This window comes from Sphingobacterium sp. UME9, from assembly GCF_014170215.1.
Lineage (GTDB): Bacteria > Bacteroidota > Bacteroidia > Sphingobacteriales > Sphingobacteriaceae > Sphingobacterium > Sphingobacterium paramultivorum.
In genome coordinates this window covers 974,002-994,151 of record NZ_LZZP01000013.1, presented here as the reverse complement: position 1 = coordinate 994,151, position 20,150 = coordinate 974,002, and the positions used below count along the sequence as shown (strand labels likewise).

Sequence of the window (20,150 nt, the reverse complement as noted above, 5' to 3'; positions counted from 1 at the left end):
CGCAGCTGAGGCAAGCAGAATAAAAATCCAAAATAAGCTGATCGGAGATATGACATAAATTCCAGCAATTGTTGCTGATAAAATGGATAAATTTGTACCCGTTAACATTATTACGATGATTAAAAGAATAACAGCATATTGGAATGACCGTAGTAGCTCCTGGCGTAAGGAAAGGGATGAAGCTTGGTCCCGGCCGGAGACCGAACGCTGGCTTGCGTTTTTCAAGTCCATCCGTAGCCAAACTGCGGGCAATAAAGTACTTGAGGTTGGTACTGCTACCGGATATTTTGCCAACATTATGACTCTTGCGGGTTTTGAGGTTACCGCCGTTGACCTCTCCCCGCAGATGATTGAATATGCAAAACTCGTCAGCCAAGAGCTAGAACTTCGCGTAGACTATCGGGTCATGGATGCACAAGTACTACAATTTGAAGCCAACACCTTTGACTTCGTCTTCACCAGGTTGATGACGTGGACCATCCCCGATCTTGAAACATGCTACCGCGAGATGGAACGTGTACTCAAGCCGGGCGGAAAACTGATCAACCTGGATGCCGATTTTGGGAAAACGGTCTTTAGTACCGAAAGGCACGATGAATGCCCATCGGGCGCTATCGATCAGATCAATGACATCAAATCGGCATTGGACATCAGTGCACATCAACGTCCTGCCAAAGACGTCGAACTATTGGAAGCAGTTGGATTTGGTTCTATTGAAGTCGATATGGATGCCCAAAATCGTATTCTTGAACTCCCTTTCGAAACTGAAGGACTTTTTATGCTAGAGGCTATCAAAAAGTAAAATTTGTTCAACACCTTTGATGTGTTTTTCGTCTGGAAAAACCGCAAAATAATTGGTTTACGGATCTTTCATACCAACCAATCTTTCATAAAAAACTAAGTTTGTCATTTAAATTTTCATAAAAAAAGCCCGATCTATATCGGGCTTTTACAGTAGATTGATTGTTATCAAGAGACAGCCTGATAAGCCTTCCGCGGAAACGAGATCCGAACAGAAACGCCTGTACCATGCTGATTCTCGAACTGCATTTTTCCATCAATCCGTTTGATCAAATCCTTACAGAGGGAGATACCCAACCCTGCACCATTTTTGCTCTCAGATTTTTTACGGTCCCAGCTATTGACAAAATTTAGATTATGGAGGACTTCCGACGTAAGTTCTTCCCCTTCGTTGCTGACGATAAGTTCCCACCGATCGCTCGGATCATCTATCAGTTGCAGCACAATGCTACCGCCGACTCGTCCATATTTAATGGCGTTGCTAATCACATTTCTAAGCACAAAAGCGAGAATTCCTTTATGTGTATCCGCCCAAAAATCCGGATTTACCGAATTTATGATCTGTATATTGAAACGCTGGATTTCTAGCGCATAGATCCCCAATACCGCATCAATTTGATCGCGAATATTACAGTTCTCGGTATTTTCAAGTTTATCCCGGAGTTGTGACTCTGTCCATAGTAAGACCTCTTCCAACATCGTACGCGATCTGGCCACCTGTCCTTTTAGATTTAAAAAGATGAGTTTAAGCTCCTCCTTATCAACTAGAGAAATATCATCAATCGCCAACAAAATTTCGACCGATGCAAATGGTGCTCTGAGATCATGTGAGGCAATCGATAAAACTTTAGTCTTGAAACTCTCGGCAATTTTTAATTCCTCATTATAATGGTGAATACGAATTGCCTGTTCACTGAGGATACTGTTTGCGGTCGTCAATTTGAGCTGCTCGACCTTTAACAACCGATTTTTTCGGATTAAAAAGTAGATCAGTACGCCTATCAGCGTTTTACTGATGACTATTCCAACAATAAGTAAGGTAATAATAGTTTGGCTTTGCACAATTTTTAGGTAATAAATTAACAATAATGACTAATGGAATACCAAAGCTAAACAATCACATGCTAATTAAAAAATTTACCTTAAAAAAAATTACACTTACCTCGATTCTTTCTTAACTCATTCAAAAAAAGGCTAGATCAATATTGACCTAGCCTTTACAAAAAACTATCCTCTAATAGACGTATACCTTATATACCTTTGGTTTAATGAACAATAGCTCAGTAAAATAGTTTTAAGTATTTTATTTTTGTTTATTCGCCAAATAAACCTATCTATTTTTAAATCCATTTCGGCGATGCTGCACTTTCAGCAAAGATTTCCTAAATTTCCAAAGCCTGCCTAAAGTCTACTGAATATGCTCAAAATTATTTGCAATTGGGTATGGCTGTCATCACATCCAGTGACATATCCATCGCTTTCTTGGCCCACTTTTTCAGATTGTCCAAATCAGCTGCTTTTAACGCCTTATTTCCAAAAATTACCGCATTAAGTGAATAATTTTTGGCATTCGCACAATTGCAATCTGGAATTATACTGTAGGCAGAAGCTTCTTTTGCTTTGCCTACGGCGTCCTTAAGCAAAACTTTGGCATCATCCAGTGATCCAGCCTGATAGGCCTTTTTAAAGCTCATAAAGGCCATTTCGGCATAGGTAGATGCCATACCGCAGCCTGTATTTACCTTTTTGTTCTCCTGGGCTATTACCGAAAAAAACATACTCAGCAAGGTCATCGTAAAAAAATATTTCTTTTTCATAATAAGGGTATAATTATAGGGTTAAATCTAACTTAAAAACGCTATTTTATCGTTACTGTTTCTTTAATATCGAAAGAGCAATGTCCATTGTTCAATCCTACCTTAGCAATGGCTGTATACGTCCCCGCTTTTGTGTAGGTATGACTCGCATCTCGTCCTGTAAAATCTTGCACCGTGCCATCACCAAAGTCCCATCGAACCGCATTGTCCACTGTCTCCTTGCCTGCATACGTAATGTTAAAATCAATCTTTGATGCATTTGAGTCTGAAGCCTTGTGCTCGACATCAATTAGAATAGATTGACCGAAACAATCCACCACGCTCTTCTCAACTTTATCACCGCAGGAAGAGACTGCTATCAGCCCCAAAAACAGGAGGCTCTTTTTTACAAGTTCCATAGAATAATCTGATTACACTTTTTTTGACAAGATAACAAGATATCCGTCACAACGTTTTCACTTTGTCCATTTTTTTGCCTTGAAAAAAAATGATACATAATTCACAAAAACTTAATCATTTAAAAATACAGTATAAATAAACTTTGTTTAGTATTACAAAACTTATGTATTTTTATATAAAATGAAAAACCTAGCAACATATTACGTATTTGATCGCGCCAATACAGCGCTCTCCAAAGTGATTAAACCTATTCCACCTTTGCAGGATGGTGAAATTTTGGTCAACATACGTTATACCACACTCTGTGGCAGTGATCTTCATACCTATTGTGGGCTGCGCAACGAACCACGTCCTACAATTTTAGGTCATGAGATTGTAGGCGTTATCGCCGCGATTTCTCCTGATCATAGCGGACTTGATACACGAGGCAATCAGCTACATATTGGCGACCTGATTACCTGGACTGTTTTTTCCAGCGATCCGAATAGTGTCAACTATCAGCCGGATATTCCGCAGAAAAACGATAAGATCTACAAGTATGGTCACCGTCAGATAACCGAAGCGGATGACCTTCATGGTGGATTGGCCACACATATCATCTTACGGCCACATACCTGCATACGGGTACTTCCAAAAGATATCTCCCCCGCAGTAGCCGCCACCATCAACTGTGCTGTTGCCACTTCGGCCGGAGCCCTTCGCCTGGCAGGAACCATTACGAAAAAAAACATTCATGTCGCAGGCATTGGATTATTGGGTCTGGTTAGCATTGCCATGTGCAAGGAAATGGGTGCCAAAAGTATCATAGCTTCTGACATTAATCCTGCACGTTTAGAACTTGCCAAGAAATTTGGTGCGACTGCTACAATAGATCTGCGTGAAACCACATCCAGCACAGCATTACAAGCTACAGTAATAGATCGATTTATCGACATGAGCGGCTCGCCAGAGGCTATGGAACTCGGCATCGAAACTTTGGCGCTCCATGGAAATGCTGTTTTCGTAGGTGCTGTATTTAAGCAGCGCGCTACTGGGATAGACGCCGAAAAAGTGATTCGAAAGATGCTCACGATTAAGGGGCTGCACAATTACAACTATACCGATTTCTCCGCGGCTGTAGATTTTATCATCGAAAACTGGCAAAAGTATCCCTTCGAATCATTGATCGAACGCGACTTTCCACTGGCCGAAGTCAATGAAGCGATAAGCTATGCATTAACGCACAAACCAATACGAGCAGGTTTATTCATCAACCCCTCAACGGAGCAGCTTTAATGGAAAGAAAATTTAGAAAAGACCAGTGGAAAATGTTGTTTGTAACCATGTTTTGCTACTTATTCTTTTACACAGGGCGACACAATTTTGGATGGGCAGCAAGGGGTATTGCCAAAGAGCTAGACATCAGTTTTCAGCAAGTAGGCTGGATCAGTTTTGCAATGTTAATGGGCTATGCGATAGGCCAGCTCATCAATGGAAATCTCGCAGATCGATGGAGTCCCAAGATTATGATTGTCGCTGGCGGGGGGCTATCTATTCTCTGTAATCTCGCCATCAGTTTTGCTAGCTCCTATATTGCTATTTTGGTCCTTTGGACATTGAACGGTTATTTCCAGTCCATGGCCTGGGGCTCTGGAGGTAAGCTTATTTCCAACTGGTGGAACAGTTCCGAACGTGGCAAGGCCTTTGGCTTTTATACCATGGCTGCCGGAAGCTCTTCTGTTTTGACCTTTTTGATGGCCTTGTTACTCGTCCAACAGGAACAAAGCTGGCGTACACTATTTCGTTATCCCATCTTATTTCTTGCCGGGGCATTAATGGTCTTTCTATTTGTAGCATATAGCGATCCCAAACGAAAAGGATATACTTCTGCTGAAGAAAAAGAAGGAATAGCGAAGCAGGAAGACGCACAGGAAAAGGTTTCAGCATCGGAAAAACAAGACAACTGGAAGCAGTCCTATCTACACGTATTTCGGCATCGCAACTTTATGATCGCTTCGCTCGCCATTGGATTTCAAAGTATGGCACGCTACGGTTTAATCTTTTGGGTACCGATCCACTTTTTAGGGAACAACTATAAAGAATCCTCAGACAACATGTGGCTTACACTGCTCATCCCGATTGGAATGGCTCTCGGAGCCCTTTCTTTTGGGTACATTTCAGACCTCATCTTTAACAAAAACAGGGGTAAATCTATTGCCGCAGGTATGATGATCAGCTGCATTATTGCCCTTCTCATTTATTGGGTGCCTATTCACAATCACCTTCTGATGGGTATACTCATGTTTACCTCAGGTTTCTTTGTATACGGTCCACAAGCCAATTTCTGGACCTTGAGTCCAGACCTATTGGGAGCCCGGCTCGTCGGGACAGGCATTGGTGTAATGAATATGTTTGCGTATGTATTTGCTGCTGTCGGTGAACCTTTGTTTGGCAAGCTGATCGATTACACGGGCAATACTGCCAATATATTTCTTTTCGTTGCGCTAATATGTGCGATATGTGCAACAATCATTAGTTTTGTCCAAAGCCCAAAATCAATATCAATTAAAAAACCATGATAAACCGAAAAAAATTCCTAAAAATTGGCAGCCTGGGTATTTCGGGACTTTTAGTTCCCGCCGCATTCAGCTTTGCAAAAACACGTACAGACCTAGACTCTGCAGCATCTGAGAACTTGGAAGCGAGACAGCAAAACCTAAAATTCGGTATTATTGCCGACCTGCATTATGACCTTATGCATGATGGTGAACGTCGCGCTCAACTTTTTATCGATGCAATGAACCATGAACAACCCGACTTCATTATTTCCTTAGGCGATTTCTGTGTCCCAAAATCCGCCAACAAAAAACTGATGGCTATATGGGCACAGTTTAAGGGTAAAAAACACTACGTACTGGGCAACCACGATACCGACGGCGGATTTACCAAACAGCAGGCTTTGGCTTTCTGGGATGCAACATCCCCCTATTATTCTTTTGATGATAAAGGTTTCCACTTTGTAGTGCTGGACGGCAATGAAAAAGATCCCGAAAATAAGATTGAAGGCTATCCACGTACCATTGGAAAAGAACAGCTTAGTTGGTTAAAACAGGATCTCCAACAGACAAAACTTAGAACGATTATTTTTTGCCATCAAGGGCTCGATAATACCATGGGCGGCTTAGATAATGGCATGCAGGTACGCTATTTACTTGAACAAATCAACAAGGAAGCGGGTTTCAACAAAGTCATTCTCGTATTGACAGGACACCATCACCTCAATTATCACAATGAGATAAACGGCATCCACTACGTACAGATCAATAGCTCTTCGTACTATTGGGCCGGCGAAACCTTTGAGAGCAAAGCTTTTGATGAGACGTTCTATAAAAAACATGGCATCTTAAAACGCACGTTGGTTTATCAGGATCCCATTTGGGCAACGGTATCGATTGGTAAGAAAGATATTACGATTCAGGGAACGGAAACCGTTATGGCAGGCATTCCACTCAACCAAACCGGAATTGATGTTTACAAAGACGTTTATCCCATTACTTCGAAAGTCGACTCCCGTAAACTAATGTACTGATTCGACGATCAGCGAATACCGTGATAAAACAACCCTCTGATTGCAAAAAAAGAAGCCGATTTCTAAAAGAAACGCGGCTTCTTTGTAATTCTTTTATCCGACATCTTCGAAAAGAGCAATCTTAATGATTGGTTTCTACTTTTGTTACGCTATCGGTCTGATCGAGGACTACTTGTTGAATCGGCAAAGCCATATCGATACCTTCATCAGCAAAAGCTGTATAAATCTTTGTTAATAATCCGCTCTTGACGCCACCACTATCTTTGGATATTCGGATCCAAAAATAAAGTTCTACCACCACGGCCTGCGAGGTCACCTGTACAAACTGTACAGCAGTTCCGCTTGAAGAAAGAATCTGCCCGTCTTCTTCCAATATTTTTTTGAGCAGCTGAGTTACCCGTTCAAGATCTACCCCATATTTTACCTCAAGTCGAATACTGAGACGTTTTTTTGCACCACCCTGGCTCCAGTTCATCACATGTGCATTGAGCAGATCCCCATTCGGCATAATCAGATCGGCTCCTTCAGCTGTGGCAATGACGCTGCTGCGAAATCCGATAGACTTCACTTTGCCAGATTTTCCACCAATCTCGATAAGGTCATCCACATTCACTGGCTTTTCAAAAGCTATGATCAAACCACTCACAAGATTATTGACCAAAGTCTGCAAGCCGAAGCCTATCCCCACCCCCAATGCTCCGATGATAATACCGATCTGCTGGACGGGAATCCCTAGTGCCGAAAAGGCCAGAAAAAATCCGATCACAATAATCGTGATCCGAACAAGCAAAATCCAGCTTCCCAGTCTAAATTTGTTCTGAGCTACCCCTTCCTTTTTCTCCCATTGGGAATCCGCCGCAAAATAGGAAACGATCTTCGAAAGCACCGTTGCACAGACCATAATCAATAGAAATACCACAAGATTATATACGGAGAACTGGTAGCTTCCTAAGGGGTGTTCGGTTTCCAAAAAATCTTTCAGAGGATCTGCGAGAAATCTGAATTCGTAGAAATTTCGGCCAAAGAGCACAAACCATCCCACAATCAATACCGCATAGAAAAAAGCCGGAGCTCTTTTACCCACTCGATTATAATTGATAAAAAATAGTCTTCTTTCCTGTTTCTCGTAGACAGAAGAAGCCAATTGCAATCCATCATTTACCAAACGAATCACCCACAAAAACAAAATAAAGACCACAGCATTTGTCAATCCCGCTATCAAGAGCACTTTACTGAGGTTAAAACGCCCGAAAAGATTCATTATAATGGATGCAAATTCCAGGAAAACCATAAATGCGATCGGAAAAAGTATCCAGCGTTCTTTGATCTCATCACGACGTTTCTTATTCAAGAGTGCCAGCAGACCAACCAGGCAAGTAAGGATAGCAATGACAAGAATCAGCCAGCGCTCCGATCGCGAAGGCTGAAGCACAAGGTTATCCAATCCGGCTAAAATAAAAAGGGTCAAAATGGAAAGCCAAATCGCCATCCAATACCCCGTTATTGCTGGTCTAAAAACGAGGGATAAAAAGATCGAAGCAACAGTCAATATGGTGATCGTAAACACAAAAGGCGGCGCAGGAAATATAAATTGCATGACGCACAATCCGATGATTATCCCGCTCAGAAGCGGTCGGCGCAACAACAGACTTGACTGAACCAGATTTTTATCGTTGATCCGCCTTCGCAGTACATATACATAGGAAACTACCACCAAGGTTGCCAGAAAAAAGAAAAGCAGTTTTCCCAAATGCGCTCTTAAATAATAGAAATAGAGCCATTTTGCTTTCACGAATGAGAAGAACAGGATTTCATGCTGAGGGCGCTCAAAGTTACTCGGAATCCATATATTGACAAAATTACGTGCTATCGTTCGGTTTGAAAGCTGGTTCTGGTAGTATCGCACTTCCTCCATATCCGATTCCAGCCGTGCCAGCTCGATATTAATTTTATTCTGCAATTCGTGAACACTGTTGATCCGCTCTGCTAATTTCAACGTAATGGGTGAAATCTCCCTTGCGATCACCCGAATCCTGCCCATATAACGGGCAAGATTAGCAGAATCCTTAGAGATGACAAAAAGTGCGGGGTCATTGCTCAATGAGTCGAGATCTAACTGATAATTTGTGAGCCTGTCCTGATAACGGTCCATATCGCGTTTTAAGCTCCTTACCTCTATTGAAAGCGCGTTCAAAATGTTGAAGGTCACTGTAAGATTGCGCGATGATTGGGCAGACCCCTTGTTTTCAAAGACACCATCTTTTGCAATATCGTGTAAGACGATCAACTCCTTCAGCCCTTGGTCCACGCTCAACGAATCGAAACCTTTGTGCAGAAAGGAACGCGATTGGCTCGCCAATAACTTAATATCCTCCAATACCCGATTTTGGCGGATTGCAGCACGGTCCATTTCCAAATCCCGGATACTCCTTTTAGCCGATTCTTTAAAAAATCGTTCCGTCTTGGCGACAAATCCCTGTTGAAGAGAATCTTGCGGATTACCAAATAGCACCTTTGAAAACAGTATGATGAAGAAACACGCTAAAAATTTCCTACTCATTGCCATTGAAGTTTATTTTTTTCCTTTAGGTATTTAAATTGTACTATGAACACCTAAATGTACATATATTGCTTTAATATTGTTTCATTATCCTTCATTTAACAGCAAGATATTTTATAGTTATCTCCCCCTCAATTCGATCTTTCACAAAGCCATAGCCGTTTCGGTCAAAACGCTATCAGTAGCCTAAAAACACGTCCGGGATCATTTAACCATGATTCCAAGGCCAATTGCGCATCTTCCACCCGAAAAACACCCGTTATCAGTTCTTCGATCGGGCAGGTTTTCATTTTCAAGTAATTCATTACAGCAGCAAAATCCCTTGCCGTAGCATTGCGCGACCCTCTGATATCAAGCTCTTTTTTGACAAAAAATTGTGTATCAAAAGGAATCGCTTCCTTTGCATACCCGATATACAGCACTCTGCCTGTATATGCAGCGGCAGCAATGGCCGCCAGGTATGTTTCCTTTCGACCAACGGCTTCGATAACAACATCAGCTCCCATGGACTGAGTCAACACATCCAACCTCGCATGCAGATCTTCCGTAGCGCTATTAATCGTATACTTTGCACCTAATTTTTTCGCTAGTTCGAGCTTTTCAGTACTCACATCGACAGCAATGACTGTAGCTCCCTGTAATGCTGACCGAATGATTGCCCCCACCCCAATCATACCACATCCAAATACCAATACAATATCGCTGTCTGTTACCGATGCTCGGTCAACGGCGTGGAAGCCCACACTCATAGGTTCCACAAGAGCCAATTCTTTGGATGAAAGTTGTCCCCCAGCGATGATCTTTTCAACAGGTAAGACAAGATATTCGGTCATGGCGCCATCGCGCTGCACCCCCATGGTCTCGTTGTAACGGCAAGCGTTGGGCCTATTATTTTTACATGCGGTACAAACACCACAGTTGGAATACGGGTTTACTGTAACTTTTGTACCAACCTTAAGATCAGTTGTCACATTAGTCCCCAATTCCACGACCGTTGCCCCAATTTCATGCCCTGGTATGACCGGCAAATTGACCAATGGATTCAACCCCCGAAAGGTATTCAGATCCGAACCGCAGAATCCAACATAGTCTACCTTTACGAGGACATGTCCATCTTTAACAGTCGGCTGCGGAATATCCATGATTTCCGCACTTCCTTCTTTCACTATTTTTATTGCTTTCATTTATAAATGGCATCAAGATTTAAATAACAATTGCGTTGATTATTAATTGGATCAAAGCTCCTGTCGGAATCGATGAGATTTCCTGTTTTGGAATCTTTACTAGTATCGTATAGTCAAAAATAATTATATAGAATGGAGAAAGGAACTACATTAGCGATAAAAACTAACACGATATCGATCCATCCCCATTATATATCACAAAACCTCTCTTTCAAAAAACCAAATAAGGGAAGGTTATTAACGATCAGATAAATTGCTTTATGCTAAAAAAATATTGCTCAGATAAGTTCAGCTACTAGTAAGTTGTTATGAAACCATAGCCTTCACAAAAAACAAAACTCTCGGAATAATTCCACAAAAAAACATACAACGATCTCTTAGAGATGCGTTGCTTGCGCAAAAAAACACATTATCGACAACTGTAGGTAAAAAGTGCTATTTTTTTAGAGAAAACGAGTATTATTGTATCTGAGATTAATATAGTATCTAACTATTTTTCCGCTTCGCATAATGATAAATAACGAAAAGAATAAACTCGATTTTACACTATTGAATATTGGCTATGCGGAACATCTGGCAGATTGGAACTTTCAAGATATTAAGAGTCCTTTTGCCAGAATACATTATGTATGTGAAGGTGAAGCATCTATTATTTTAAAGGATGAAATCATTAAACTTCGTCCCGGCCATCTCTATCTTACACCAGCCTATATCCATCATAGCTATGCCTGTTCAGCTAAACTCTCGCTTTATTACATCCATATTTATGAAAATCCCGAAATAAGGTCAAGTATTTTTGATCGTTACACTTTTCCGAAGGAGATCAAATCTGATCAGCTATTGGAGACAGTCATCCAGCATCTCTATGCCTCGAATCCAGGTCGTGAGTTAAAAATTTACGATCCAAAGGGCTACGATAATTCATCAGAATTAATGAAAAACATGGCACTTCAGACGGCTTCGCCTTTCGCCAGAGCCTCCGAAAACCAAGCGATCATTCATTTGTTGATGAGCCGATTTCTAACGGAAGCGACCAACAAAATACCACAAGTAGAAAAACGACTTCTGCGTGTGCTCGATTACATAGACGAAAATATCAATCATACGATTTCAATCGAACAACTTGCCAATCTGATTTTTATCTCCAAAGATCATCTGATCCGACTTTTCAAAAAACACATGAATGCCACACCGGTACATTACATCAATCAAAAAAAAATAGAAAAAGCACAGTTGATGATGTTAATCGATGAAGACAATATCCAACAGCTGTGCTTTAAATTGGGCTTTGAAAATATATCTTATTTCAACAGACTCTTTAAAAAAATAACGGGCGAAACACCTACGATTTATAAACGTCGAATAAGCAGATAAAGATGAATACATTAGGTAATTTTTAGTACCATGGCGATATTGTTTTGAACGAAGCTATCCGGTATAGATACATGAAGGGCATTGTCGAATTGCTGAAAGGAAATCCGATCATCACTCCCGAGGAGCTGTATCCGGTTCACCATTCTCGAACGATTTGCCAAACGGCCCAATGACTTAATTTTAATTTGCTCTTCGGTAGGTATCCCCATAATAAAGGCATACAAGATATTTCCCTTTGTCGTAAAACGGATATCATCGCTGGTAAAAGCTTTTCCCTTTCCTTCGTTAAAGCCCTGTACACTTAATGAAGGAGCCTCCTCCTGTGCGGGTCCCTCGCCAAAGATAAACCATGGTCTCGTTCCAATAATAGCTTCATTATGTACAGCCATCCAATTTCCAATCCCCTGTACCACTTCCCTTGCTTTATAATCGATAGAGCCATCACCGCGCAAAGGCACGCTTAACAGTAAATTACCATTTTTACTGACCACATCGATCAGCATTTGAATGACAGTTTTGGCCGATTTATATTGATTATTATCATAAATCCGGCGGTCATAATGCCAGGAACCTATGCAAGTACAGGTCTGCCAGGGCTGTGGTTCAATCGTATTGCTTTGCCCCCGTTCTATATCCCATACTAAGCACTTCCGTTGTTGTTCATTCAGGATTTTGCCATTGATCACCACATCAACTTTACCCTTATTCGCCCGCATACTTTTATTATAAAAATCGGCCGCGATCTCCAGTCCAACATTACTTATTGGATAAAGTGGAAGCACAGTATCGTCAAAATAAACGATATCAGGACTATAATTATTGATCAATTCCAACGTGCGCGCTTTGAAATTTTCACAGTATGCTTTACGAGGTACACTCACGCCAGAGGCGACATCCCAATGCCACTGCCGATGAACCGTATGATCGTCTTTGCTATCCGAACTAGGCCCATGATCCTGAGCATAGAGTTCCTGAGGATCGTAATCCGCCCACCATTTTCCTCTCCCATCTTTTCTTGTTAGCTTGCCGTCATAGGGAACTCCGGCGAGCTTTCCCTTTTTATCGCTTCGTTGCGCCGTTTCGTACCATGTCCAGGCATGTGCTGCGTGAACACTCACCCCAAATTTAAGGCCTCGGTTTTTAGCAGCTCGCTCCCAGCCCCCGACAATATCTTTTTTAGGACCGAGATTTACACTATTCCATTTATGGTGACTGCTACGATAAAGGTCCAAATTATCGTGATGGTTGGCTAGGGCCATAAAATATTGGGCACCCGCATTTTTATAAAGCTCCATCAGCTCCTCTGGATTCCAATTTTCGGCTTTCCACTGATGAATGACATCCTTGAAACCAAAAACGGAAGGATGTCCATATTTTTCGACGTGATAGGTATACTGATCTGATCCCTCTTGGTACATGCCGCGCGCATACCAATCGCCCCTTTCGGGCTGACACTGCGGTCCCCAATGTGCCCATATACCAAATTTGGCATCCCTAAACCAATCAGGTACCTGATAGTTTTCAAGTGAGCGCCAATCGGGATGAAAAGGAGCTTTTCCCAGATAGGCATCCGCAGCGCTAAACTTGCCTAAGAAAAGAGTCGGAATAGTTGCCCCGAGAAACTTAATTGCTGTTCTTCTGTCCATTATACGATGATCTTCGTTCAGATTACCCTGCCACAAACGTGCTTGACAAAGGCTTCAGGTTTATAATTTGTTATCTTCTTGAATACCAAAAATACCTGTATTGGGCCAGTAAAGAAACTACATAATCGATAAATACTAATACAATATCGACACAAGGCCTCTTTTTGCGGAGCTAGGAGGATAAGCGACATAAATCTGTCATCAACGCCTGCAGGTCTATAAAATCTCTCCGGTCATATTAGATAAATAAACAGGGAATCTACGCGAAAACCGATTAACTCAGAAAATCAAAAAAAATATAATCTTTTGAAGAAATATTAAAAATATTTCACATCTTTGAATTGATTTATGCAATCGATTGAATTAGCCATTTAACGCATATTCGGATAGTTTATCCGACCTATTTTTTAAAGAAAAAACCAAACTTAATGGAATATTTTTCGCTCTTGAAACACCATTCCGATGACATCATCAAATTCATCGCTAATTGCGGTATATTTTCCTTACTTCTCAAAAATGGTAAGGTGATCCATTTTATACCGGACGACCCGGATCATTTTACCGAATGGCTCCATAGGAAAGGTATCAAAAATATTAAAAAATCACAATCCGTCGCTATTGAGGAGGAAATAGCCGTATAAGCGAATAACGAATATTCACAATTCTGGGCAAAAAGAAGGTTCTTATCGACTGATAATAGTACAATATCGACCAATAAAGCCTTCGAGGTTATTTTCATTTGTAAATAAAGTAGAGATCCGTTAGACTTGCACTTAAATAAATATGCACGCATCATAAGTAATTGCGTCATCGCTTTTGATTTTTAGATTCTAATCTTACCGCCACATGAAGCTGTCTAAAGAAAATCTAGTTAATATAGCTTTCATTTTGCAGCAATTGATCCTGCCGTTAAACTTGTGGCGAATATTGAACAGTACAAAGAGATCAAACTACGGTTATTAAACGTCCCCCATACCCTATGCTGCGGCATCGCGCTTTTGTCTTCTGTGGAATATGTGAAGGACTTTTTCCAGATTCCCGTCTTTGAGCGGTATATCCGCCATATTCTTTTCAACGAAATCGGCCCCACACTACAGCATTATGCCCATATTGAGCAAGCAGCATGGGAAGAGTTTGGTAAGGCAGTGATCGACCGCTTTAAAAATCCCTTTCTCGCCCACCGCTGGAATGCCATTGCTTTACAGTATACCACCAAGATGAAAATGCGTGTGTTTCCGCTACTCGCACCATGGTATTCTTTTCAGGGCAAACCACCAGTGGGTTTGGCCATTGGTGTTGCGGCTTATCTGCTGGTCATTCGTGAAGCCGCCAGTGGAAGGCTTGTTTTTCAGGACGACCTCCAACCGAAGCTGGGCCAGTATATCGAGGGTTTAAAGTCGACACACGCCTTACTCTCCGATAAGGATATATGGGGCCGTCATTAGTGGATTACCCCGAGTTTTCTAACCTGGTACAGGAATTAGTTGAATTTATCGAGGCCAACAGTATCGAGCAAGCGATTGAAAAATATCTAAAGATCAACTCACGCTAGGAACCAAAATTGGATATGTGACCAGTCATTTCAGTGATGGAAGCGGATCAATCTCATTCCAGTGTATGAATGGCCAGTATTAAACTTCGCATATCCTGCTGAATAGAACGTATGGTCGCCTGCAATTCATTGTGCATATTGGCCAGATCATGTAGTTCCTCGGCTGCAAAAGTTCCACCATTCTTAAAATAAAGCTGCTTCAGGGGACTATCCGGTTCATCGTCCAAACCATATTGCAGCCAGCGCTGCCGCATTGTTTCTATCAATGACGAGTTTTCAGCGTTACTAAATTTTTTCTCGGATAAAATCCCCCAAACTGAGCTTGGGTAGATCTGCGCCTTATTATTTTGATACCAAATACTTTCAAGCATATTACGTTGCAGCTGCATCTTGACCTTTTTGCCTTTTGGGTTCAGTGTCATAAATCCCAATACCGCCGTACCGACCCCGCCAGCGATGCTCAACCCATTGTTGAGACCATCATTTTTGACCGTGGTTGCAGTAACCGCTGTCACCGCTCCCAGAAGTATAGAAGCCACCGTCAAACGGGTCTGCGTTTTCGCATTCAGTTCGTCTATATATCCTGCGAGCTTATCGATACGCTCACCGTTACAGTCCAACTCTGCTGCAATGGCATTCAGTTCTGTCTCAAACAGCATGTACCTTTCGGTCATCTTTTGCCTTGCTGCCAATTTCAGCGTAGCATTACTCGCAGTCCCCAAATACTGGATAATGGGTTCTGCCAGATTGAGGTATTTGATCAGCACAAAATCATGGTAAGAAAAAATTTTCCTTATCTGAATACTGTCCGAGGCAGTGATTTCCTGTATTGGAATTGATGTATAGGCCACATTTGGCGCACAGTAGTTTGTTGTCAACGTATGTACCTGAACATTGTTTATCAAGGTCGAACAGGCTGTCAACAGCAATACGGACAAAAAGAGAAAGGATCTGATCGTTAGAAGAATTATTTTCATTACCTGAGGTTATGCCTTATTTTTTACAACAATAACCTTTTCAGAATGTTTTCCCTCCCCCTTATTTACTTTTTTGTTTTCCAAAAAGCAGGCTTTTTATTTTTTTGAAAATCGACACAACAGGTAGATCACTCCATATTTTTTTAATATATTTAAAATGAAAACAGGAACCCATTGTAGACAGATACAATGAGGGTGCAAAATATACGAGCCTAGCAACATCAAAAGACCATTTATGAACAAAACCCTTTTTCGGAACCTATTTATTGTATTATCCTTCGTTGTGATACTCTTGCCCATTTACCCATCTATTCGGTCGTATTTCAGCAAAACATGTATTACCGAAAAATATGGAGTCAATTACAACGGGCAACGCAAAAAGCTGGGGCTGTATCCCCTTCCAGCTAGCTGGGGCAGAAGGAATCTCGATTCTTGCATCATCTGGTATAATCCGAGCGGTAATATAGGGCATCGCTGGAAAAACATCTATTTTAAAGGCTGCAGTATCAAAAAAGAACTCGATCTTTTCTCTTTCGGATATAATGCCGAAAAAAGGCAATATACCAAGGTATTGGAAGTGACGACAGATTATGATTTACAGGAGAAAGTGTTGGATATCCGCTATAAAGTGCTGACCGCATCATACAGTAAACAGATCGAAAAAAAAGAAGCTGACTCATTGATCAGAACGCTGCCGCCAGCTGACTCCAAGTAATCCTTCATCAGTAGATTGTCGATAAAAGACGACATTGAACGATGTTCAATGCCGTCTTTTATCGACACATTATTTTTATCTCCAGATACGAAGTTTTTCAAATTCGCCATAACCTAACTGGTTGTTACCGGCAATCTGATAAAGTCCGACGCGGAGTCTTTTGCCGTTCAGATCGGGGCGTAGAAACGGTGTTCCGGGAAGATCCTTCCAGTCCATGCCATCTCCCGAGCAACGCAAAAAGAAATAATCACCGATCTTTTGAACCTGAAGGTAGGGCGAAAAATTTAGGCCCGTTCCTGTATTCTCTTCCTGAAAAATCTGTGAGCCGATGCTCCGCGAAACATTGCCTAGGTTCCATCCCGTCAAAATACAATTGGTGATGTAGGCATCCTTACTATCCATGCGTTGAATCATGATACCAGCTTCGTTTGATGTACGTGCCTTAAGGGACAGACCTACCACATCCCTTACCTTAACCTCTAGCGTGAAATCGCCGTCCAGCTCTTTATAAACAAAGGGAGCCAGAAGGTCCGCATCACCCCATTTTGTATTTTTGGACTGGATTTTCCAGGTTCCATTCAGGTAGGAAAGCGCTGTCTGTGTACTGTCGGCTCTTTCACTATATTGATAACCATCCCAGAAAGGAATTTTCTGATCCTTGGCCGAATAGCTTTCATCGTGTGCTGACTGTACCAATTGCGGCCTTTTCGCCGAAATCGCCTCCACTACCGGTTTACTGACATGGCCAAAGGCATCCTTTGCAAGAACTTCGATGGATTTTCCAGGTTCGAATGATTTAAAGAGATGGTAGGACTGTTGCTTCCAGCCTGAACTTTCGCCTTCAGAACGGAATAGATACCACATTCCTGGCTTTTTTTCGACCTGTACAAATACCTGATCGGCATTGATCCGGTGCGGCGGAGAAAGTACCTCCGGAACATACCCGTCCAGGCCGTTCGCCAAGCCCGCCTTCCACTGACTGAACTTCGCGGTTACCTCATCCGATGCTAAGGTGTCCGAATAGGCGCGAAAGAAATGAAATGGATAAGCCAGTTCGATGCTAGTCTCATTTACCCGCAGCAGTTTGTCAGAAAACACCCGCTTTTCAGCCTTCCCATTGCGATAAAACCGCTTTTTCCCTTTATCATATACAAACACAGCATGCTGCCAGGCAGTGCCGTCGTACCAGTCAAAACCCAGCGTATACTGCTGCTGCCGGAGAATGTCCGTTAGCGCCGCACTTTCAAAAGCATTACCTTTCAATGCCAGTCTATTTCCCGCTACCATGACCTCCGCATCGTCAACCGTCACTAAGGTATCCATTGCTGTTCCCTGGTTCCGCAGGGTGCTGAGCTTTCCGAGATTTAAATCGTCAGTTTGCAGCGCAAAGAAATCCGATTTCGGGACTTCATTGGCCAAACTGGCCACTTCCTGCTCATCCAAGCTCGTATTATATACCTGCAAACTGGATACATAGCCTGAAAAATGTTGATCCAGCACATCCGAAGCCCCTAGGACAAAAACATCTCCGGGCCTGACAAACAGCATCCTATTTTCCTTGCGTTGCAGCTTTCCGTCCACATAAATAGACTCCTGATAGCCGTCAAAAGAAAATACAATATGATGCCATACATTTGCGCCCGGAACCGATGCATACCCCAAATCAGGCCAGGAGCCATGCGTGATGGCCCCACGTCCGGGATCTGTACCATAACCAAAAATTGCTTTGCTGAGATCCTGCTGCCCCGACGACCAGGCAACCACCTGTTCAAACCTGGCGATGTCCGGATTATTGACCCATAGCGCAATACTATAAGAACTATTTGCAGCCAACGATAGCGGCACAGCGAAGGTCGAGCGCAATGCGGTAGCTCCATCAAAGAAGAATGCCTTTTTACCCTGATAATTTTTAACGGCCAAGGCATCTTCCGTACTGAACATCCCCCCGAGTAGCCCTTTATTCTGAATACCTTTTGCCTGTTGCCCCTCCTGGTAATTGGCCGCATCGATATGGATTAAATTACCCAATGCTATTTCCTTGACGGGCATCGTTTGTGCTGCAGACCACAGTGTTTGTTGTGGAAGCTGCTGTGCATACACTTTCATGTTCCAAACGCCACGAGGAAGTCCATTCACTTGCGTGTTCAATACATGTAATCTAACATATCTTGCCATAGCTTTGCCATGTTCAACAATAGGACTTGCCCAACGGTCATTATTCGAGCGATCTACAAAGCTTTTCCAGACAAGACCATCCACAGAGGTTTCGAGTCGGTATTGATAGGCATAAGTTGAGTATTCAAACTGAATGGATATGGTCTGTATATCCAGCTTCTTTCCCAGGTCAATAGCTACCCAGGCCGGTCCTTGATTATTTTTGGCCCGCCATAGCGTTCCATTGTTGTTGTCCACTAAGAACGAAGGCCTAAAATCTACATTGTAGTAAGAGGAGGTCTCCACCGTTTTCCCAAAAGCCAAATCGACTGGCTCTGCCGCTGGTGGCAGTAAATCCGGTACACCAGCATGCGTGGGCCGCACCTGCTCAATATCGCCGTCAGGCGTAAAGAATAGCTCGTCCATGGCAACCTGACGATGGAATCCGCCCCCAGCATGTGGATTGTTATGCCTGTGATAGACGATGAAATAACGATTATCCTGTTCAAGAATACTATGGTGTCCCGGACCGTGAATACTGCCATCCTCGTTTGTAATCAATATTGGATTGGTCGATGGGTATTCAAAAGGTCCCATAGAACCGATTTTACTTTTAACATATTGCACGCGATAAGTACCATCTTCACAATGCCCCGAGGAGTACATCAGGTAATAGATGCCCTTACGCTTAAACATATAGGGCGCCTCAAAAAAGTCCTTTGCCACCGTATTGGGGATCAATGCTGTCTTTTCGAACGTTTTCATATCCCTGTTGAGTATTCCCACCGCACATCCATGATCGGGGTAGATTCCCCAGGTTCCCCAAAATAGATAAATACGGCCATCATCATCCCGAAAGGTTTGCCCGTCCAGAGTAATTACGCCTGGAATCATATAATTAGGGATCATCGATTTGCCTTCGGCTACCAAAGGTTCCCAGGGTCCCGTTGGGCTGTCGGCCACTGCCCCAAAAATTTCTACAGGCTGACTATAATAGAGGTAATATCGCCCGTCGTATCCCTGCGTCATATCAGGAGCCCAGTACCAGTGTGTATTGGGCCAGTTCATGGGTTGAATGGTCCAGTTCTTAAAATCCTTGGATGTCCATACCTGTGACGGTCCAGCTCCCCAGCCATTACCATCGGTAGTCGCATAGATATAATACGTATCTGCAATTTTCTTGATGCTCGGGTCCGCAAAATACCCGGGCAGCAGTGGATTCAATACATTAGGCTGTTGGTACGGTTTCAACGGCTGGGCCACCAGCCCTGTAAGTGACATAACCAGTACAACCAAAATAGCGAAAGAAAAATGATGTTTCATGATAACACAAAGTTTACAGGTACATAAGAAACGATATCGCCATTCAACTGACTTTATAACAAATAAAATCCACGATAAAT

General features: G+C 42.4%; 16 protein-coding genes. 8 read left to right on the top strand and 8 right to left on the bottom strand.

Going from position 1 to position 20,150, the window contains the following annotated elements; genetic code table 11:
* The first annotated feature begins 115 nt into the window (after window positions 1–115).
* Complete coding sequence (locus A9970_RS23235; RefSeq protein ID WP_182983919.1) at window positions 116–802, top strand: class I SAM-dependent methyltransferase; 687 nt, start codon at window positions 116–118, stop codon at window positions 800–802.
* 167 nt (window positions 803–969) lie between these two features.
* Here A9970_RS23235 and A9970_RS28965 read toward each other — a convergent pair whose 3' ends face one another.
* The 3 genes from A9970_RS28965 to A9970_RS23220 all read right to left on the bottom strand — a co-directional run bounded on the left by A9970_RS28965 (window position 970) and on the right by A9970_RS23220 (window position 3,016).
* Window positions 970–1,863, bottom strand: a complete 894-nt coding sequence (locus A9970_RS28965) for a sensor histidine kinase KdpD (RefSeq protein WP_182983918.1) — start codon at window positions 1,861–1,863, stop codon at window positions 970–972.
* Window positions 1,864–2,228: 365 nt separating this feature from the next.
* Window positions 2,229–2,618, bottom strand: coding sequence for a hypothetical protein (locus A9970_RS23225; protein ID WP_259655460.1), 390 nt, complete (start codon window positions 2,616–2,618; stop codon window positions 2,229–2,231).
* A gap of 41 nt (window positions 2,619–2,659) precedes the next feature.
* The gene (locus tag A9970_RS23220) at window positions 2,660–3,016 is read right to left on the bottom strand and encodes a PKD domain-containing protein (RefSeq protein ID WP_182983917.1); all 357 of its coding nucleotides are present in this window, start codon (window positions 3,014–3,016) and stop codon (window positions 2,660–2,662) included.
* 181 nt (window positions 3,017–3,197) lie between these two features.
* Here A9970_RS23220 and A9970_RS23215 point away from each other — a divergent pair, with 181 nt between their 5' ends.
* Genes A9970_RS23215 through A9970_RS23205 form a run of 3 tightly spaced genes read left to right on the top strand, consistent with a single transcriptional unit; the run spans window position 3,198 to window position 6,585 of the window.
* Window positions 3,198–4,292, top strand: a complete 1,095-nt coding sequence (locus A9970_RS23215; RefSeq protein ID WP_153846226.1) for a zinc-binding dehydrogenase — start codon at window positions 3,198–3,200, stop codon at window positions 4,290–4,292.
* Complete coding sequence (locus tag A9970_RS23210) at window positions 4,292–5,575, top strand: MFS transporter (RefSeq protein WP_259655459.1); 1,284 nt, start codon at window positions 4,292–4,294, stop codon at window positions 5,573–5,575. The genes A9970_RS23215 and A9970_RS23210 overlap by 1 nt, the downstream gene beginning before the upstream one ends.
* Window positions 5,572–6,585, top strand: coding sequence for a metallophosphoesterase (locus A9970_RS23205; RefSeq protein ID WP_182983916.1), 1,014 nt, complete (start codon window positions 5,572–5,574; stop codon window positions 6,583–6,585). Before A9970_RS23210 ends, A9970_RS23205 begins: the two co-directional genes overlap by 4 nt.
* Before the next feature lie 121 nt (window positions 6,586–6,706).
* Here A9970_RS23205 and A9970_RS23200 read toward each other — a convergent pair whose 3' ends face one another.
* Window positions 6,707–9,145: a mechanosensitive ion channel family protein gene (locus A9970_RS23200; RefSeq protein WP_182983915.1), complete on the bottom strand. Its 2,439-nt coding sequence runs from the start codon at window positions 9,143–9,145 to the stop codon at window positions 6,707–6,709.
* Window positions 9,146–9,312: 167 nt separating this feature from the next.
* Window positions 9,313–10,329, bottom strand: a complete 1,017-nt coding sequence (locus A9970_RS23195) for a zinc-binding alcohol dehydrogenase family protein (RefSeq protein WP_182983914.1) — start codon at window positions 10,327–10,329, stop codon at window positions 9,313–9,315.
* Window positions 10,330–10,839: 510 nt separating this feature from the next.
* Between A9970_RS23195 and A9970_RS23190 the strand changes: the two genes are divergently transcribed.
* On the top strand, window positions 10,840–11,703 hold the full coding sequence (locus A9970_RS23190; RefSeq protein WP_182983913.1) for an AraC family transcriptional regulator: 864 nt from the start codon (window positions 10,840–10,842) through the stop codon (window positions 11,701–11,703).
* Window positions 11,704–11,714: 11 nt separating this feature from the next.
* Here A9970_RS23190 and A9970_RS23185 read toward each other — a convergent pair whose 3' ends face one another.
* A complete protein-coding gene (locus tag A9970_RS23185; protein ID WP_182983912.1) occupies window positions 11,715–13,349 on the bottom strand; it encodes an alpha-L-fucosidase in 1,635 nt (544 codons plus the stop codon).
* 428 nt (window positions 13,350–13,777) lie between these two features.
* Between A9970_RS23185 and A9970_RS23180 the strand changes: the two genes are divergently transcribed.
* On the top strand, window positions 13,778–13,990 hold the full coding sequence (locus A9970_RS23180; protein ID WP_182983911.1) for a hypothetical protein: 213 nt from the start codon (window positions 13,778–13,780) through the stop codon (window positions 13,988–13,990).
* 276 nt (window positions 13,991–14,266) lie between these two features.
* Window positions 14,267–14,794, top strand: a complete 528-nt coding sequence (locus A9970_RS23175) for a hypothetical protein (RefSeq protein WP_182983910.1) — start codon at window positions 14,267–14,269, stop codon at window positions 14,792–14,794.
* A gap of 160 nt (window positions 14,795–14,954) precedes the next feature.
* Here the strand turns inward: A9970_RS23175 and A9970_RS23170 are convergent, their stop codons facing one another.
* Window positions 14,955–15,878, bottom strand: coding sequence for a hypothetical protein (locus A9970_RS23170; protein WP_182983909.1), 924 nt, complete (start codon window positions 15,876–15,878; stop codon window positions 14,955–14,957).
* A gap of 235 nt (window positions 15,879–16,113) precedes the next feature.
* Between A9970_RS23170 and A9970_RS23165 the strand changes: the two genes are divergently transcribed.
* Window positions 16,114–16,593, top strand: a complete 480-nt coding sequence (locus tag A9970_RS23165) for a hypothetical protein (RefSeq protein WP_182983908.1) — start codon at window positions 16,114–16,116, stop codon at window positions 16,591–16,593.
* A 75-nt stretch (window positions 16,594–16,668) separates the two neighbouring features.
* Here A9970_RS23165 and A9970_RS23160 read toward each other — a convergent pair whose 3' ends face one another.
* Window positions 16,669–20,070 carry a family 43 glycosylhydrolase gene (locus tag A9970_RS23160; protein WP_182983907.1) on the bottom strand — a complete coding sequence of 1,134 codons (3,402 nt, stop codon included), beginning with the start codon at window positions 20,068–20,070 and terminating at the stop codon, window positions 16,669–16,671.
* Window positions 20,071–20,150 lie beyond the last annotated feature (80 nt).

Excerpts from the sequence above, each read along its gene's own strand:
- A9970_RS23190 (WP_182983913.1), top strand. The coding sequence starts at position 10,840 with ATGATAAATAACGAAAAGAATAAACTCGATTTTACACTATTGAATATT.
- A9970_RS23180 (WP_182983911.1), top strand. The coding sequence starts at position 13,778 with ATGGAATATTTTTCGCTCTTGAAACACCATTCCGATGACATCATCAAA.
- A9970_RS23205 (WP_182983916.1), top strand. The coding sequence starts at position 5,572 with ATGATAAACCGAAAAAAATTCCTAAAAATTGGCAGCCTGGGTATTTCG.
- A9970_RS23160 (WP_182983907.1), bottom strand. The coding sequence starts at position 20,070 with ATGAAACATCATTTTTCTTTCGCTATTTTGGTTGTACTGGTTATGTCA.
- A9970_RS23215 (WP_153846226.1), top strand. The coding sequence starts at position 3,198 with ATGAAAAACCTAGCAACATATTACGTATTTGATCGCGCCAATACAGCG.
- A9970_RS23165 (WP_182983908.1), top strand. The coding sequence starts at position 16,114 with ATGAACAAAACCCTTTTTCGGAACCTATTTATTGTATTATCCTTCGTT.
- A9970_RS23210 (WP_259655459.1), top strand. The coding sequence starts at position 4,292 with ATGGAAAGAAAATTTAGAAAAGACCAGTGGAAAATGTTGTTTGTAACC.
- A9970_RS23170 (WP_182983909.1), bottom strand. The coding sequence starts at position 15,878 with ATGAAAATAATTCTTCTAACGATCAGATCCTTTCTCTTTTTGTCCGTA.
- A9970_RS23200 (WP_182983915.1), bottom strand. The coding sequence starts at position 9,145 with ATGAGTAGGAAATTTTTAGCGTGTTTCTTCATCATACTGTTTTCAAAG.
- A9970_RS23225 (WP_259655460.1), bottom strand. The coding sequence starts at position 2,618 with ATGAAAAAGAAATATTTTTTTACGATGACCTTGCTGAGTATGTTTTTT.
- A9970_RS23185 (WP_182983912.1), bottom strand. The coding sequence starts at position 13,349 with ATGGACAGAAGAACAGCAATTAAGTTTCTCGGGGCAACTATTCCGACT.
- A9970_RS23220 (WP_182983917.1), bottom strand. The coding sequence starts at position 3,016 with ATGGAACTTGTAAAAAAGAGCCTCCTGTTTTTGGGGCTGATAGCAGTC.
- A9970_RS23195 (WP_182983914.1), bottom strand. The coding sequence starts at position 10,329 with ATGAAAGCAATAAAAATAGTGAAAGAAGGAAGTGCGGAAATCATGGAT.
- A9970_RS23235 (WP_182983919.1), top strand. The coding sequence starts at position 116 with ATGATTAAAAGAATAACAGCATATTGGAATGACCGTAGTAGCTCCTGG.